The sequence below is a fragment of the Flavobacterium sp. genome, assembly GCF_027531905.1.
GTDB lineage: Bacteria > Bacteroidota > Bacteroidia > Flavobacteriales > Flavobacteriaceae > Flavobacterium.
Genome location: NZ_JAPZSU010000016.1, coordinates 81,260 through 95,645, shown reverse-complemented (window position 1 = coordinate 95,645; position 14,386 = coordinate 81,260). Strand labels below are relative to the sequence as shown.

At 34.2% G+C, this 14,386-nt stretch carries 17 protein-coding genes; 9 read left to right on the top strand and 8 right to left on the bottom strand.

Going from position 1 to position 14,386, the window contains the following annotated elements; translation table 11 throughout:
* Window positions 1-153: 153 nt before the first annotated feature.
* A complete protein-coding gene (locus O9307_RS05550; protein WP_298296148.1) occupies window positions 154-1,074 on the top strand; it encodes a DUF4349 domain-containing protein in 921 nt (306 codons plus the stop codon).
* 287 nt (window positions 1,075-1,361) lie between these two features.
* Entirely contained in the window at window positions 1,362-1,736 is a 375-nt protein-coding gene (locus O9307_RS05545) for a DoxX family membrane protein (protein ID WP_298296146.1), read from the top strand.
* 63 nt (window positions 1,737-1,799) lie between these two features.
* Here the strand turns inward: O9307_RS05545 and lpdA are convergent, their stop codons facing one another.
* From lpdA to O9307_RS05530, 3 genes are all read right to left on the bottom strand, one after another.
* Complete coding sequence (gene lpdA / locus O9307_RS05540) at window positions 1,800-3,203, bottom strand: dihydrolipoyl dehydrogenase (protein WP_298296144.1); 1,404 nt, start codon at window positions 3,201-3,203, stop codon at window positions 1,800-1,802.
* 345 nt (window positions 3,204-3,548) lie between these two features.
* A complete protein-coding gene (locus O9307_RS05535) occupies window positions 3,549-3,794 on the bottom strand; it encodes a hypothetical protein (RefSeq protein WP_298296142.1) in 246 nt (81 codons plus the stop codon).
* A gap of 50 nt (window positions 3,795-3,844) precedes the next feature.
* Window positions 3,845-4,303 (bottom strand): Lrp/AsnC family transcriptional regulator, encoded by a 459-nt coding sequence (locus O9307_RS05530; protein WP_298296140.1) that lies wholly within the window; start codon window positions 4,301-4,303, stop codon window positions 3,845-3,847.
* Between the two features lie 638 nt (window positions 4,304-4,941).
* On the opposite strand from O9307_RS05530, the gene O9307_RS05525 reads away from it, so the two are divergent.
* Together O9307_RS05525 and O9307_RS05520 are read left to right on the top strand one after the other, a co-directional pair.
* On the top strand, window positions 4,942-6,150 hold the full coding sequence (locus O9307_RS05525; protein WP_298296138.1) for an aminotransferase class I/II-fold pyridoxal phosphate-dependent enzyme: 1,209 nt from the start codon (window positions 4,942-4,944) through the stop codon (window positions 6,148-6,150).
* A 151-nt stretch (window positions 6,151-6,301) separates the two neighbouring features.
* Window positions 6,302-6,862: a DUF6642 family protein gene (locus O9307_RS05520; RefSeq protein WP_298296136.1), complete on the top strand. Its 561-nt coding sequence runs from the start codon at window positions 6,302-6,304 to the stop codon at window positions 6,860-6,862.
* Here O9307_RS05520 and O9307_RS05515 read toward each other — a convergent pair.
* Both O9307_RS05515 and O9307_RS05510 read right to left on the bottom strand, forming a co-directional pair.
* A complete protein-coding gene (locus tag O9307_RS05515) occupies window positions 6,859-7,383 on the bottom strand; it encodes a DUF4442 domain-containing protein (protein WP_298296134.1) in 525 nt (174 codons plus the stop codon). The genes O9307_RS05520 and O9307_RS05515 overlap by 4 nt on opposite strands.
* Window position 7,384: 1 nt before the next feature.
* Complete coding sequence (locus O9307_RS05510) at window positions 7,385-8,335, bottom strand: nitronate monooxygenase (RefSeq protein WP_298296132.1); 951 nt, start codon at window positions 8,333-8,335, stop codon at window positions 7,385-7,387.
* A gap of 363 nt (window positions 8,336-8,698) precedes the next feature.
* Here O9307_RS05510 and O9307_RS05505 point away from each other — a divergent pair, with 363 nt between their 5' ends.
* Both O9307_RS05505 and O9307_RS14715 read left to right on the top strand, forming a co-directional pair.
* The gene (locus O9307_RS05505) at window positions 8,699-9,418 is read left to right on the top strand and encodes a DUF547 domain-containing protein (RefSeq protein ID WP_298296131.1); all 720 of its coding nucleotides are present in this window, start codon (window positions 8,699-8,701) and stop codon (window positions 9,416-9,418) included.
* A 271-nt stretch (window positions 9,419-9,689) separates the two neighbouring features.
* Complete coding sequence (locus O9307_RS14715; RefSeq protein ID WP_366100092.1) at window positions 9,690-9,851, top strand: hypothetical protein; 162 nt, start codon at window positions 9,690-9,692, stop codon at window positions 9,849-9,851.
* Window positions 9,852-9,938: 87 nt separating this feature from the next.
* On the opposite strand, the gene O9307_RS05500 is transcribed toward O9307_RS14715, so the two are convergent.
* Together O9307_RS05500 and mnmD are read right to left on the bottom strand one after the other, a co-directional pair.
* Window positions 9,939-10,136: a hypothetical protein gene (locus O9307_RS05500; protein WP_298296129.1), complete on the bottom strand. Its 198-nt coding sequence runs from the start codon at window positions 10,134-10,136 to the stop codon at window positions 9,939-9,941.
* 130 nt (window positions 10,137-10,266) lie between these two features.
* Window positions 10,267-10,935, bottom strand: coding sequence for a tRNA (5-methylaminomethyl-2-thiouridine)(34)-methyltransferase MnmD (mnmD, locus tag O9307_RS05495; RefSeq protein ID WP_298296127.1), 669 nt, complete (start codon window positions 10,933-10,935; stop codon window positions 10,267-10,269).
* Between the two features lie 380 nt (window positions 10,936-11,315).
* Here mnmD and O9307_RS05490 point away from each other — a divergent pair, with 380 nt between their 5' ends.
* Window positions 11,316-12,383, top strand: a complete 1,068-nt coding sequence (locus O9307_RS05490; protein ID WP_298296125.1) for a branched-chain amino acid aminotransferase — start codon at window positions 11,316-11,318, stop codon at window positions 12,381-12,383.
* Window positions 12,384-12,439: 56 nt separating this feature from the next.
* On the opposite strand, the gene O9307_RS05485 is transcribed toward O9307_RS05490, so the two are convergent.
* Complete coding sequence (locus tag O9307_RS05485; RefSeq protein ID WP_298296123.1) at window positions 12,440-12,841, bottom strand: nucleoside triphosphate pyrophosphohydrolase family protein; 402 nt, start codon at window positions 12,839-12,841, stop codon at window positions 12,440-12,442.
* 80 nt (window positions 12,842-12,921) lie between these two features.
* On the opposite strand from O9307_RS05485, the gene O9307_RS05480 reads away from it, so the two are divergent.
* Window positions 12,922-13,110, top strand: a complete 189-nt coding sequence (locus O9307_RS05480) for a hypothetical protein (protein ID WP_064715012.1) — start codon at window positions 12,922-12,924, stop codon at window positions 13,108-13,110.
* Between the two features lie 119 nt (window positions 13,111-13,229).
* The gene (locus O9307_RS05475; protein ID WP_298296120.1) at window positions 13,230-14,336 is read left to right on the top strand and encodes an SRPBCC family protein; all 1,107 of its coding nucleotides are present in this window, start codon (window positions 13,230-13,232) and stop codon (window positions 14,334-14,336) included.
* Window positions 14,337-14,386 lie beyond the last annotated feature (50 nt).

Below are 14,386 nucleotides of genomic sequence, written 5' to 3'. Positions count from 1 at the left end.
CTTCCTCAAAAAAATTGGCACACTTTTTAATAGGTAAAAAAAGTACTACTTCACTAAACAAAATTAGGTATTGATTAAAAAACTACACTTACTCCATTTTGGAACTTTTATTTGAATTTTAACCCTTTTTTAATCTATTAAACTATTTTATTTATGAAAACAATTGCAAAAGCAGGCATCCTAGCCGTAATCATCGCAGTAGTACTATTTTCGTGTAAAAAAGCTGATGTTTCGGCAGAAGAAACCGCCGATTATGCCACAGCTGTTGCCGATAGCGCAACCGTGGCCAACACCTCAGAAAAAACCACTGCAACTCCAAAAACTGTAGAAAAAAGGAAGCTCATTCGAACAGCAGATATCAAATTCAAAGTAAAAAGTGTCGTACAATCGACCAACTTGATTGAGAATACCACTAAAAAATGGGGCGGTTTGGTTACTTACTCCAACCTTCAAAGTACCATAAATGACAAAATAAGTACTAAAATTAGTCAAGACAGCACGCTAGAAACCACTAAATACCAAGTTGAAAACACCATCACCCTGCGTGTACCTCAACAAAATATGGATACTGTGGTAAAAGAAATTGCCAAAGAAATTGATTATTTAGACTACCGATTAATCAAAGCAGATGATGTAGCACTACGATTACTATCCAATGAATTGTTGCAAAAAAGAAGTGCTACCAGTGAAAAAAGAGTAGCCAATGCCATTGATACAAAAGGTAAAAAAATCAATGATATTATAAATGCCGAAACGCAACTTGAGAGTCAAAAAGCTGCAAGTGATACTAGTCTTATAGATAATTTATCTCTTCAAGACCAAATCAATTACAGCACCATTACCCTTCAGTTGTACCAAAGAGAAGTTGTAAAACAGGAATTGGTAGCCAATGAAAAACAAGGGTATTACTTTGAGCCAGCTATTGGAATTCAAATCTTGGATGCGTTGCAATCTGGTTGGTTTCATTTGCTGTCGTTGGTAATTTTCCTTTTGAAATTATGGTGGTTAGCGCTAATTGGTTTAGTAATATACTGGATATTCAAGAAAGTACCTTTCATAAAAAACATAAAATAAAGTCTGTATATTCATTAGCTTAAAAATCAAAATCCGAAAAACAAGACTTGCAATTCACTATTTATCAATATTTTACTTAAATTTGATAGACAATTAAACATTTCCTAAAAATATAGTTTTAAAAGTAGTACCCAACCAAGAAATGATTCGTTGTTGATTTCAAAAAAAGTAACCCCTAAAATGTATTGTAAATATGAAATCGCCAGTAACAAAAGGTTTGTTGCAAACAAACACCGATAAGAAAAAGCGATACCATATATGACCGCTAACAAATAAATTTTACATATATGAAAATAGCCACTACTATTATTCGGATTTTGATTGGACTGCTATTATTGTTCGCCTCCATCAGTTATTTTTTTCACTTAATGCCAGAGCCTGAAACTACAGGAAATTTTAAAGCGTTCAATGTAGGATTGGTAGCTGCAACCTATCTTATGCCTCTAGCCAAGGGAATTGAACTCCTTTGCGGATTAGCTTTTGTGAGCAATCGTTTTGTGACGTTAGCCAATATTTTGATTCTTCCTATCACGATAAACATTTTGTTCATCAATATCTTTTTAGCTCCCGAGGGCATCCCGATTGCTGGCGCTTTATTCTTGGGGAATTTATTTTTGATTTATCGCTATTGGGACAATTACAAAAGTGTATTTACTCCTTGATTTAAAAAACAAAACCCGTCTCATTTTCACGAGACGGGTTTCTTATTTTTGAAAATTACATTCTTATACGTGCAACGCTCTATTATCAGTGGCAGCCAAAGCCGCTTCCTTAATCGCTTCCGCAAAAGTAGGATGCGCGTGTGACATTCTAGAAATATCTTCGGCTGAAGCTTTAAATTCCATAGCAGTCACTGCTTCTGCAATCAAATCGGCTGTTCTAGCTCCAATCATATGAACACCAAGAACTTCGTCCGTTTTCGAATCAGCAAGGATTTTTACAAAACCATCTAAATCTGCACTAGCACGTGCACGACCCAAAGCTTTGAAAGGGAAATTACCTACTTTGTAGGCTACTCCTGCTGCTTTTAATTGTTCTTCTGTTTGTCCAACAGCAGCAACTTCTGGCCAAGTGTAGACAACACCAGGAATTAAATTATAATCGATATGTGGTTTTTGACCTGCTAAGATTTCCGCTACCATTGTACCTTCTTCCTCAGCTTTGTGAGCCAACATCGCGCCACGCACCACATCACCAATAGCGTAGATGTTTGGAGTCGATGTTTGCAAATGGTCATTCACTTCGATTTGACCTCTGTCAGAGATTTTTACACCCGCTTTATCTGCATTCAATCCGTCAGTATAAGGACGACGACCAACAGAAACCAAAGAGTAATCTCCTTCTAAAGTGATGATTTCACCTTTAGCATTTTCAGCTTTCACGGTTACTACATCACCAGCTCTTTCTACCGATTGTACTTTGTGAGAAGTATAGAACTTCATTCCTTGTTTTTTAAGGACTTTTGTCAATTCTTTAGACAATGAAGCATCCATTCCTGGAATGATTCTGTCCATAAATTCAACAACAGATACTTGCGCACCAAGACGTAAATACACTTGCCCTAATTCAATTCCAATTACACCTCCACCAATAATTACAAGGTGCTTAGGAACTTCTTTTAATTTTAAAGCTTCGGTTGAAGTAATAATTCTTTCTTTATCGATTGAGATAAAAGGCAAAGAAGAAGGTTTAGAACCTGTTGCGATGATGATATTTTTGGCTTCAATAGTTTCAGAAGTTCCGTCTGCTTTGGCAACAGCAACGTGAGTCGCGTCTACAAATGAACCCAAACCATTAAAAACTGTGATTTTATTTTTATCCATCAAAAACTGAACACCTCCAGAAGTTTGATCCACAACTGCTTGTTTGCGAGCAATCATTTTCTCTAAATTCACTTTAACCTCACCAGAAAGTTCAATTCCGTGATCGGCAAAATGTTTAATTTCATCATAATGATGTGAAGAAGCTAAAAGTGCTTTGGATGGAATACATCCTACATTTAAACAGGTTCCTCCAAGCGTGGAGTATTTCTCGATAATTGCGGTTTTGAAACCTAATTGTGCGCAACGAATTGCTGACACATATCCTCCAGGACCAGAACCTATAATGACTACGTCAAATGAACTCATAGTGTGTTGATTTATTTTTTTGTGCGTCAAAATTAAGGAATAAAGTTTTGTTTAAACGTTAATTTTTAAGGTTTTTTGTGTGAATTTCTTGAGGTATGAAATACAGAATGAACAATAACTTCATTTTGACTTATTTCAAATATAATTACAAATGGAAACTTTTTTAATGGTAATTCTCTATAGTGCGATAGCTTCTTGATGGCACAGCTATGAGGATATACTTTTAATATTTTGATGTAACTTGTCAAATGAATTAAAAATTCCTTTCATAATCCCTTACGTTTACTCTCATAAAAATCAATAGACTCATTAATTTCTTTTTCAGCCAGAGGAAGAAGGAGAACTTTAAAAACCATATTTAAGTTTCAATCTTTTTTCAATATCCTCCCAAGAGTCAGAAGAAATTGAACCTAAAACATACTTTTCACTTTCCTCTGCGATCAAATTATAATGGTCATCTGGTACAATTGAATCCGACTCCTCATTAGACAGGGCTACAAAGAAAAGGTCTAAAACCTCTAATTTAGTGTCATCTTGAATAATTTTACCAAAATCTTCGATGAGTTTGTATCGCAGCTCTTTAGTTTTCATTGCATTAATTTTACCCTCAAATATAATTTTTTTTCAAATACAAAAGCGAATCAAAAACCAATAACCGTGGTGTTTTTTACTTCGCTAATCATAAAGGTGCTTTGTGTACTACCAATGTGTTGAAGCGTGGTGAGTTTGGTTACCAAAAACTCGCGATAAGCTTCCATATCTTTTACTAAAACTTTGAGGATGTAATCATAATCGCCACTCACGTGATGGCATTCTAGGACCTCTTGCAATTGCACCACTTCGTTTTCGAATCGGGTGAGGAATTCCTTGGTGTGCTGTACCAATTTCAAATGACAAAAAACAACAAAGCCTTTTTCTATTTTGGATTTATCTACTAGGGCAACATACTTACTAATGATGCCTTCCCTCTCTAATTTCTTGATGCGCTCATAAACCGCCGTTACCGAAAGATTAAGTTTTAATGACAATTCTTTGGTAGTTTTTTTACTATCGGTTTGGAGTAAAACCAAAAGTTTTTTATCAATTGTGTCTAAGGTCATAGCTTTTTTAAGGGTTGAGGGGTTGTTGTTTAAGAGTTTAAAGGTTTAAGGTTTAAAAGTTTTAGGGTATGGGTTGTGGGTTTAAAAGTTTAAGGTTTTGGAATTTGGAATTTGGAATTTTCGATTTAGATTTTAGGTTTTTTTGGGTTGTTTTTGATGTGAAAAAAAATCTATTAACGCAGGATTTGAAACACAAAAATAGAAATATAATCTTTATATAAACTATTATTTAGATTAAAAAACTATAATTTACACTCACTATTGATTAATAATCTACCTATTCTTTATTTTGGTGTGGTTCTTAACAAAAAACCTAGCCCCGATAGTAGCCTACCGTCTGGACACAAATATTTTTATGTTAAAATGGCACGCAGATTAGGCAGATTATCACTGATTTTTGGTTGTATTTTAAAATATTATTTATAAAACTTATGTTTTTTCTACACATTTTTTTTAAAAGACAACAAATTTATTGGTTTAAATCCGTTCAATCCGTGTCATCTGTGGCCTATCAAAAGATGTGTCCAGACGGTAGAATAGTAGCGGCATCCTTTGCCTTTTTCCTTTAAAAAGGCAAAGATATAGCGCATAGCGGGATGAGCTCCTAATGAAAATAATAACTAATCAAAATATAGACTATGAAAAATAACGATTTTAATCCAGCCGATAATATTCAGGATTTACAGTATTTTGGGGAATTTGGGGGCGTAAATCCTTCGATTTCTGACTCCTCTACTTATACCTTTTTGTCAGCCAAAACCATGTTTGACACCTTTGAAGGAAATATGGAAGGTTGTTATTTGTATTCGCGTCACTCCTCGCCTAGTAACTTGTATTTGGACCAAGCACTAGCTGCAATGGAAGGTACGGAAGCTGCCAATGTTTCGGCTTCGGGAATGGGAGCGATTACGCCTACTCTTCTACAATTATGTGGCGCAGGCGACCATATTGTATCCAGCCGCACGATTTATGGCGGTACGTATGCTTTTCTCAAAAACTTTACGCCGCGTTTAGGCATTGAAACGACCTTTGTGGACATCACAAAATTGGAGGTAGTTGAAGCAGCGATTACGCCAAAAACCAAAGTGTTGTATTGCGAAACGGTAAGTAACCCGTTGCTAGAAGTAGCCGATATTGCTGGATTGTCTGCAATCGCCAAAAAACACAACTTAACATTGGTGGTGGACAATACTTTTTCGCCACTTTCAGTTTCTCCTGCCCGTTTGGGAGCAGATATTGTGATTCATAGTTTGACCAAATACATTAATGGAAGTAGCGATACGGTTGGTGGTGTAACTTGTGCTAGTCGCGAATTTATCAATAGTTTGAAAAATGTAAACACAGGCGCAAGTATGCTTTTGGGACCTACAATGGACAGTCTTCGCTCGGCTAGCGTGATGAAAAACCTGCGTACGCTTCATATCAGAATGAAGCAACACAGCTATAACGCACAATATTTGGCTGAACGATTTGAAAAAGATGGTTTAAAAACGGTTTACCCTGGTTTAGCGAGTCACCCGAGTCATCAACTGTACAAAAATATGATTAATCCTGAATATGGTTTTGGCGGAATGATGACCATTGATCTTGGAAATTTAGCGGCTGCTAATGCTTTGATGGAGTTGATGCAAGAACGTAATCTTGGCTATTTGGCAGTGAGTTTAGGTTTTTATAAAACTTTATTTAGTGCGCCAGGCACCTCAACATCAAGCGAAATTCCATTAGAAGAGCAAGCCGAAATGGGACTAACCGATGGCTTGATTCGTTTTTCTATCGGACTTGACAACAACATCGAGAGAACTTACCAAAGCATGAAGGAATGCATGCAAGAATTGAATGTTTTATAAATCCGCTTGATACCTTTAAACCAATCCGTTACTTGATCCTGACGGATTTTTTCGGTAAAAAACACCCTTTGCACATAAGAAAAATTGTCCACGAAAATCTGAATCTAAAAAAAAGAAATAATATTTTTGCATGACATTTAGATGATCTGTTATGCACCAAAAAAAGTTTATTTTCTGCCTCGAAGGAGTTCCTGATACAGCAATTGAGCAACAAACACCAGTGATTAAAAATCTTGAAAAAATGGCTTTCGAACAAGGTTTAACGAGTATTTACAAAACTTGTGACACGATTGAAGGTCTTGAAGAAAGTCTGAGTACCTTGCTTTATGACGATAATAATTTTCAAGCCTATGAAATTATTTATTTGGTAATGCCTGGAGAAGCCAATACCATTTGCTTAAACGATTATTTTTATAGTTTGGAAGAAATTGCGGAAGTATTTGAAGGCAAAATGAAAGGTAAAATCATTCACTTTGCCAATGCAAAAGTACTAGACTTAGAGGAAGAAGAAGCCCAATACTTTTTGGATATTACAGGAGCCAGAGCGGTTTCGGGCTACGGTTTAGCCTCGACGCAAATAAGTAGTCATTTGCTCGACAAAACTTTTTTTGAATTGTGCCAAAAAGAAGACGACATCACCGATGTCGTCGAAAGATTATTTAAAAAACAATACGCTTTGTGTCAGCTTTTGGATTTTAAGCTTTACTATTAAGCGGCTGCGGATTTCTTTTTTTGTAGTTTTTGCTTGTAATGCGCTTTGCTGGTGATAAAAATAGTTTTCTCTAATTCTGTCAATACCTCTTGATTGGCATTGGTAATCATCAGTTGTTTGACGTAGTTTACCTCATTTTCTTCGGCAACTCTTTGTTGAATTTCGGCGATTTCATCGCTAGTAAAATGAAAATCAGCATAAGCCACACTAAAAGCTGGTTTTCGAAATCGGATTACAGAGGCTTTGTCCCAAACCACATAGTCTTTTCCTAAAATTTGCATGAGTTGAATCATATAAATTGGATCGGTTGCAGCGAACAAGCTTCCGCCAAAAATGGAACCTACATAATTCTTGTTTTTATAACTCAAAGGAATCTTGATGCGAACCGTATGCAAATCTTTTGAAACATAAGTGATTTTTCCACAACTTCTTCTGTACATCGGAGACCAATTGAACAATACCTTAAACAAGGTCGATTTCTCAACAAATCGGTTTAACACCAAATAAATCTTTTCGTACATACTAACCAACCAACTTTTGAACAATCTGTTGCACTGGTAAAATAGCGGTAGTATCTTCTATACTAGGCCCAGCAACCCAAACGGTTTTGTAAGTTACTTGAGTCGCTGCTTTTTCAGTAGCTTTCATTCCAATATAAAAACGAATCATTTTGACCCATTTTTTCAAACTCTTATTTTTATTCAAAAGTGTTTCCAGCCAAGTTTGTTTTGTACCTACTTTTTGTACATAAGGTGTATTGATTACTGTGCACGGAGTACCTGAAATGCGTTCTGTCATAATGATATCTTTGGCACCATAGTCCACGCAAGCTTGTTTGTATTCCTTAGAAACCCCTGCTTCATCCGAAGCGATAAAAGGACTTCCGACCGAAACACCAACTGCACCATAGCCAAGCATTTTATCCAAATCGGTTTTGCTTCCTACTCCACCAGCAGAAATTACAGGTAAGCTTGTTTGTTCATTCAATAATTTTATTAAGGTTTCTGGGTCTATATTTCCACGGTGTCCGCCCGCTTGATTGTTTACAGCAATAATGGCATCGGCACCCAAACTTTCAACTTTTTTTGCAAAAGCCAAATCCGTAACATCACAAAAAACCTTGATGCCAACTTTGTGAGCTTCAGCAATTGTTTCCTCAGGTGAACCCAAGGAAGTTATGATAAAATCTACACCTTCTTCACACAAAACACGCAGTTGTTCTTTGTACTTTACATTCGATTTATTGACAATCAAATTGTATCCAAAACTTCCACCTGAAACTTTAGCTTGCTTCAATTCAACAATAGAAGTTCGCAACTCCTCGAGCGTACGATAATTCAATGCTGGAATGCAAGCTGCAATTCCACTCTTCATTCCTTCTATTACCATTTTAGTATTAGAAACTAAAAACATAGGAGCCATAATCACTGGATGAGTGATTTGCAAAAGTGATTGTAAAGACTGTTTTTCCATACTATAGATTTTATTGGAATCAAAAATAGCAAAAGAAAACGACATATTATGCATGCATACAAAATAAATGAAATCGATTTCGTTAAAGAAAAAAAATAACAAAAGAATCTAAAAAACCAATTCAATATTTGACACTAAAAAAACATAAAAACCTCACAAAAAACAATGATTTTTAGAAATTAAAAGCAATACCGCAACAAAAAAAAGAAATCACAAACATATCTTCTTGTGATGAAAAATGGCTTTGTATTTTAATAAAAGATATAACCTTAAATTAATCATAATTTGTTCAAAAAAAATTAGTTTATTTGCCCATTTATTCCCGTAAGATATTACAACTTAACCCCAAGAAACACTTTTTATATGAAGAAAACTTTACTCCTTGTATCATTTTTTATCATTACTTCTTTTTCTCAAGCTCAAACTTTGAATGATTTCTTTGAACAAACCAACGAATTTTTAAAGAAGATTGTTTCATCAGAAGGAAAAGTAAACTACGCTCAATTAAAGAAAAGTCCCGGAGAATTAATTTATATTTTAGACAATATTTCAAAGTTAAAAACAGAATTTAAAACCAAAGAAGAAGCTAAAGCTTTTTGGATTAATGCTTACAACTTATTAGTAATTAAAGCAGTGGTTGAAAAACTTCCTATTGTATCTGTAAATACCATCCCTGGTTTTTTTAACGAAAGAACGTTTATTGTAGCCAAACAAGAATTGACTCTTGACGACATTGAGAACACTATTCTAAGAGAAATCATTGCAGATGCTGGTATTCATTTTGTGCTATGCAAAGGAACGAACGGAGATGCTCCCCTTTTGAATGCTGCCTATACTCCAGAACAAGTGAACGACCAAATAAAACAACGTGCTAAGTTGTACATTAACGACAAAGATTTTTACAGAATTTTCAAGAACACCAATTCTATTGAATTACCTAAAATGTTCGAAACCTACAAAGGTGATTTTGTAACCGGTTATTTTAACGAAATTGACTTCATCAATATCTTTTTAGAGAAAAGAATAGAAACTACCTACAAAGTAATGACCCGTGCTTATGACTGGTCATTGAATGGAAAATAATTTCTGATTCAGTTGTAAAAAAGAGGCTGTCCAAAAAGTAAGGACAGCCTCTTTTTTTGCTATTTTTAATCTAAAGCAGAAGAAAAAAATGAAGACCAACCTGTTTCTTACCCAAAATTTGTTCTACAATATACAGCAAGATTTTTATGTGTGTCCAATAGTACAAAGAATGGAAAACATTGGCCGTGGAAAACGGACACCGGCCAATGAATACGTATCGCAAGTATCTTACAACTAAGCAACAAGAAACAATAGATATCCACTTAGAAGTTTGTGTCATCAAGCCAAAAGAAACAAAACAATAGAAGTAAACCACCGTCTGAACCAATTAAGAGCCAAAGCAAAAGAGCTCCTTAGTAGTAAAAAAGGACTCGATCATCGAGGTAAACACCCAATAGAAGTCGAAATTTACCTTTTTAAAACCGCAACATAATACTTTTTCATAAATCAACCAACGCAAAATCAATTTCTGAAATTTATTGCATAAAAAAGGCTATCCTTTTCGGACAGCCTCTCTTTTTTATCTATTTACTATAACAAGACATTGTTTTAATTCTGGCTTTTCATAAGTAAAATCAAATAACCATTCTTTAAGTTGTTCCAATTCATAAGGTAATAAGGTTCGTATGGCTTTTTCTAATTCTTTACAAAAAAGAACGGGATCAAAACTTACTCTTTCTAACACTGATTTAGTATAATCAAACATTATTTTTGACATAATTCAATAAGATTTTTGGGATTATCTTGAAGTAAATTTAATCTATTTTTTTTACCTTTTACATAATTAACTTAGATTTATTCTTTTTTTGTTCAGATTTTTCTAACGAAAAAACGTTTTCGTAGTGTTTTCAAGGGATGAGCTTAGTTGCACGAAACATTTCCCTTTTCCCTGGTGGTCCTGCTAATTTTTCAACTTTAAAACCAACTTCAATCATGCTTCTTTTGACTACACCTCGTGCGGCATAAGTCACTAAAACACCCTTGTTTTTGAGTGCGGTAAACATTTTTTGAAAAATTGCGGTACTCCATAAATCAGGTTGAACTCTATAACCAAAAGCATCAAAATAAATCAAATCATACTGTTCAACATCATCAATAGCTTCAAAAAATTGTTGTCGCTTTGTTAAACAAAAATCTTCATCGATTATATTAGATTGTTCCCATTCACCTCGATGCATTTTTTCAAAAACAGCTTCATATTCCAAAGCATCCAATTCCTTTACATAATTCATTCCTTGAAGTTCAGCTACAGAGATTGGATACGCCTCTGCTCCAACATAATTTATACTTTGATTTTGCTTTTTAGCCTCCAAAAAAGTAATAAAAGCATTAAGCCCTGTACCAAAACCAATTTCTAGAATCGAAACCTTCTGATTGGGAAACAAAGCCAATCCGTTTTTAATAAAAACATGTTTTGCTTCCTGAATAGCTCCGTGTTTTGAATGATAACATTCATCCCAATCTTCAATTTGAATTGTAGTAGAGCCATCTGAAGTTTGAATAATTCTTCTTTTCATTTTAATAAAAATTGTTTTTGAACTATATTTTCGTCTGTTGCGATGCGTGTTCAACGGTGTAAAGATAGTACGATTGCTGATTTGAAAACAAATTCAGGTGTATTTGTGAATTTGTAATTTTATTTTACACAAAATTTATCAATAGTTAGGTTCTTTAACGGACAAAAACGCAAGTATTTATTATATATTTCATATAAAATCACAGTAAATAATTCTGATTTTTAGAAAATACACAAATCTCAGTCAAACGAAATATATCCTACAATTTTCGCATCGTTTTTAGGCTTTTTTATTTAATTTTGTAAAAAAATAAAATCAAATCAGAAAAATCAATTTTTTATTGATTTTGATTATTGAATCTAAACTATTAATAAATAATCATGAGTATTTCTCAAACCACCACAATTGACATCACAAAGGCCGCTACTTCTAAGATAAACGAAGTAGATTTTGATAATTTAAGTTTTGGAGCCGTTTTTACGGATCATTTATTTGAGTGCGATTTTAAAAATGGCGCTTGGCAACAACCGGTCATTAAACCTTACCAACCTTTTTTATTGGATCCATCGGCCAAAGTTTTTCATTACGGACAAGCAATTTTTGAAGGAATGAAAGCATATAAAGACGACAATAATGATCTATGGCTTTTTAGACCAGATGAAAATTACAAAAGATTTAATGCATCGGCCGTAAGAATGGCAATGCCCGAAGTTCCGGAAGAAGTTTTTATGAATGGACTTAACGAACTTTTGAAAATCGATGAAGCATGGGTAAAAAAAGGTTTAGGAAATACGATGTACATCCGTCCTTTTATGATTGCCACAGGAGAAGGTGTAGTAGCCAATCCATCAAGCGAATATAAATTTATGATTATACTTTCTCCTGCAAAAGCCTACTATTCTGGTGAAGTAAAGGTATTAATTGCCGAACATTATAGTAGAGCCGCTAATGGAGGAATTGGAGCTGCAAAAGCTGCTGGTAACTACGCTGCGCAATTTTATCCAACAAATTTGGCCAACAAAGAAGGCTTCCAGCAAGTAATTTGGACCGATGACGCTACCCATACCAAATTAGAAGAAGCTGGAACTATGAACGTATTCTTCAGAATCAACGATACTTTGTTAACTGCTCCAGTGAGCGAGCGAATTTTGGATGGAATTACTAGAAAAAGCTTAATTGAATTAGCCCAAAAACAAGGCATCAATGTAGAAGTGCGCCCCGTTTTGGTAAGCGAATTAGTAGAAGCTTCTAAAAACGGAACTTTAAAAGAAATTTTTGGTGCAGGAACTGCTGCAGTGGTAAATCCAATTGTTGGCTATTCATACAAAGAAGATTATTATGAATTGCCTAAAATAGAGAATTCTTACGCAGAACAACTAAAAAGCAAATTAACAAACATGCAACACAAATTAGAAGCGGATCCATTTGGTTGGACTGTAAAAATCTAATTAGTGTTTATATAAATTTCAAAAGGCGATTTTCACAATGAAAATCGCCTTTTATGTTATTTTGAATCCCCTACCACCTTTAGGATTTTAGAAAAATCAGGTTTAAAATAATTGGGGCCTTTCATGACTTTTCCATCTTCACGATAAATTGGCTTTCCATCTTCGCCCAATTTACTCATATTGCTTCTTTGTATTTCATCAAAAACAGCTTCGATATGATCTTGCAATCCATGTTCGATAATGGTTCCGCATAAAATATACATCATATCGCCCAAAGCATCTGCGATTTCAACAATATCATTGTTATTGGCAGCTTCTAGATATTCTTCATTTTCTTCTTTCATCAAATTAAAACGAAGTAAATGTTTTGCTTCCCCAAGATTAGCGTGGGGTTCTTCTTTATGACCAATAGCAAAAGCAGTATGAAACTCCTTTACTGATTTGATTTGTTTTTGCATAATTTCGATAAATTAATTGAAAGAGCAAATTAGCAATAATTCCTAATCAATTACTTAAATTTGTAAAAAAAATTACCACTATGTTTAGTCAAGGACAACTAATTTTTGGCGCATGTTTTGCCATCGCCTTTATATTTGCAATGATAATTGCTTACCGAAAAGATGCCAATTTGCATCGTGTTTTTTATAAGGGAAATTATAAGATTCTATTAGGATTCCTTCTTTTTATTGGGCTTTTATTCTTAATTAAGATTTATCTTAAGCATTAAAACTCCTATTCTTTCAAGATCGCTAAACTTATTATCATAAAGTAGGCTTCAATTCTAAGAAGTAGTCTTACTTTTTGAATAAAATTTCTAACTTTACGAAAGTTTATACACGAATTCTCATGCAAATCCTAAAATACCTTTTTCTTTTATTCCTGTTAAGTATAGTGGCTACTACTATTTTTGTAGCTACTCAAAAGGGTGAATTTCAATTAGAACGAAGTAAAGTCATTAATTCCCCAAAAGCAGCCGTTTTCAATTACGTAAATGATTATCAAAACTGGCCTGATTTTAATAGTTGGATGCTTGAGAATGACAACTTAATAATGAGTTATCCAACAATTACCTCTGGCAATGGCTCTTCGTGTTCTTGGACAGGAGCCGAAGGTACTGGAGACATCCAAACTTTACATACAAAAATCAACGAAAGTATTACTCAAAAACTAAACAATAACGGAACAGAATCTGAGGTTTTTTGGCATTTCAAAGATACTGTTGGCGGTACCAAAGTAACTTGGAAAACCAAAGGAAACTTAAGCTTTGAATTAAAAATGTGGGCTGCTTTACAAGGAGGTGTAGAACGAAATTTAGGTTCGATCTATGAAAAAAGTCTAAAAAATCTAGACAAAATTTTGGATTATGAAATAAATACTTACTCGGTAAAAGTGGTTGGTGAAGTCAATAAAACAGCCACTCCATACTTGAGTCAAACCTTTAGCAGTAAAGTAACCAACATCAATAAAAACAGTAAAATTGTGTTTTCCAATATAACAGATTATTGTACTGAAAATGGTATTGAAATCTACGGTAAGCCCTTTATTATTTATCATTTTTATGATGCCAAAAAAGAAACAGCTAAACTTTCTTTCTGCATTCCTACAAAAAATGAAATTGTGCCAACCTCTGAAAGCGGATTTCAAGCAGGTAAACTCGCTTCATTTCCCGCTGTCAAAACAATACTTAAAGGAGATTACACCCACCTGCAAAAAGCATTAGATCAAACGAATACTTATTTTAACACTAAAATAATTCCTAGAGGAACTAAATTTTCTCACCTTGAAGTATATACCATAGGTAGAAATGAATCAAGACAACCTTCTAAATGGATAACTTACATCTACAGCCCTGTGCAACCTAAAGTAATTCCTGTTCCTACTATTCGTCCTATAACTCCTAAGAAAGAACCAATTACAAAACCAATTGAAGAGGAAATTCCAGCAGAATTCTAATAAAAAGCATTCAGATTAAACCTTTTCGCAAAATGCTATTCTAACCCTAA

Excerpts from the sequence above, each read along its gene's own strand:
- O9307_RS05530 (WP_298296140.1), bottom strand. The coding sequence starts at position 4,303 with ATGACCTTAGACACAATTGATAAAAAACTTTTGGTTTTACTCCAAACC.
- O9307_RS05550 (WP_298296148.1), top strand. The coding sequence starts at position 154 with ATGAAAACAATTGCAAAAGCAGGCATCCTAGCCGTAATCATCGCAGTA.
- O9307_RS05475 (WP_298296120.1), top strand. The coding sequence starts at position 13,230 with ATGCAAATCCTAAAATACCTTTTTCTTTTATTCCTGTTAAGTATAGTG.
- lpdA (WP_298296144.1), bottom strand. The coding sequence starts at position 3,203 with ATGAGTTCATTTGACGTAGTCATTATAGGTTCTGGTCCTGGAGGATAT.
- O9307_RS05485 (WP_298296123.1), bottom strand. The coding sequence starts at position 12,841 with ATGCAAAAACAAATCAAATCAGTAAAGGAGTTTCATACTGCTTTTGCT.
- O9307_RS05490 (WP_298296125.1), top strand. The coding sequence starts at position 11,316 with ATGAGTATTTCTCAAACCACCACAATTGACATCACAAAGGCCGCTACT.
- O9307_RS05535 (WP_298296142.1), bottom strand. The coding sequence starts at position 3,794 with ATGAAAACTAAAGAGCTGCGATACAAACTCATCGAAGATTTTGGTAAA.
- O9307_RS05510 (WP_298296132.1), bottom strand. The coding sequence starts at position 8,335 with ATGGAAAAACAGTCTTTACAATCACTTTTGCAAATCACTCATCCAGTG.
- O9307_RS05545 (WP_298296146.1), top strand. The coding sequence starts at position 1,362 with ATGAAAATAGCCACTACTATTATTCGGATTTTGATTGGACTGCTATTA.
- mnmD (WP_298296127.1), bottom strand. The coding sequence starts at position 10,935 with ATGAAAAGAAGAATTATTCAAACTTCAGATGGCTCTACTACAATTCAA.
- O9307_RS05525 (WP_298296138.1), top strand. The coding sequence starts at position 4,942 with ATGAAAAATAACGATTTTAATCCAGCCGATAATATTCAGGATTTACAG.
- O9307_RS05505 (WP_298296131.1), top strand. The coding sequence starts at position 8,699 with ATGAAGAAAACTTTACTCCTTGTATCATTTTTTATCATTACTTCTTTT.
- O9307_RS05520 (WP_298296136.1), top strand. The coding sequence starts at position 6,302 with ATGCACCAAAAAAAGTTTATTTTCTGCCTCGAAGGAGTTCCTGATACA.
- O9307_RS05500 (WP_298296129.1), bottom strand. The coding sequence starts at position 10,136 with ATGTCAAAAATAATGTTTGATTATACTAAATCAGTGTTAGAAAGAGTA.
- O9307_RS05480 (WP_064715012.1), top strand. The coding sequence starts at position 12,922 with ATGTTTAGTCAAGGACAACTAATTTTTGGCGCATGTTTTGCCATCGCC.
- O9307_RS05515 (WP_298296134.1), bottom strand. The coding sequence starts at position 7,383 with ATGTACGAAAAGATTTATTTGGTGTTAAACCGATTTGTTGAGAAATCG.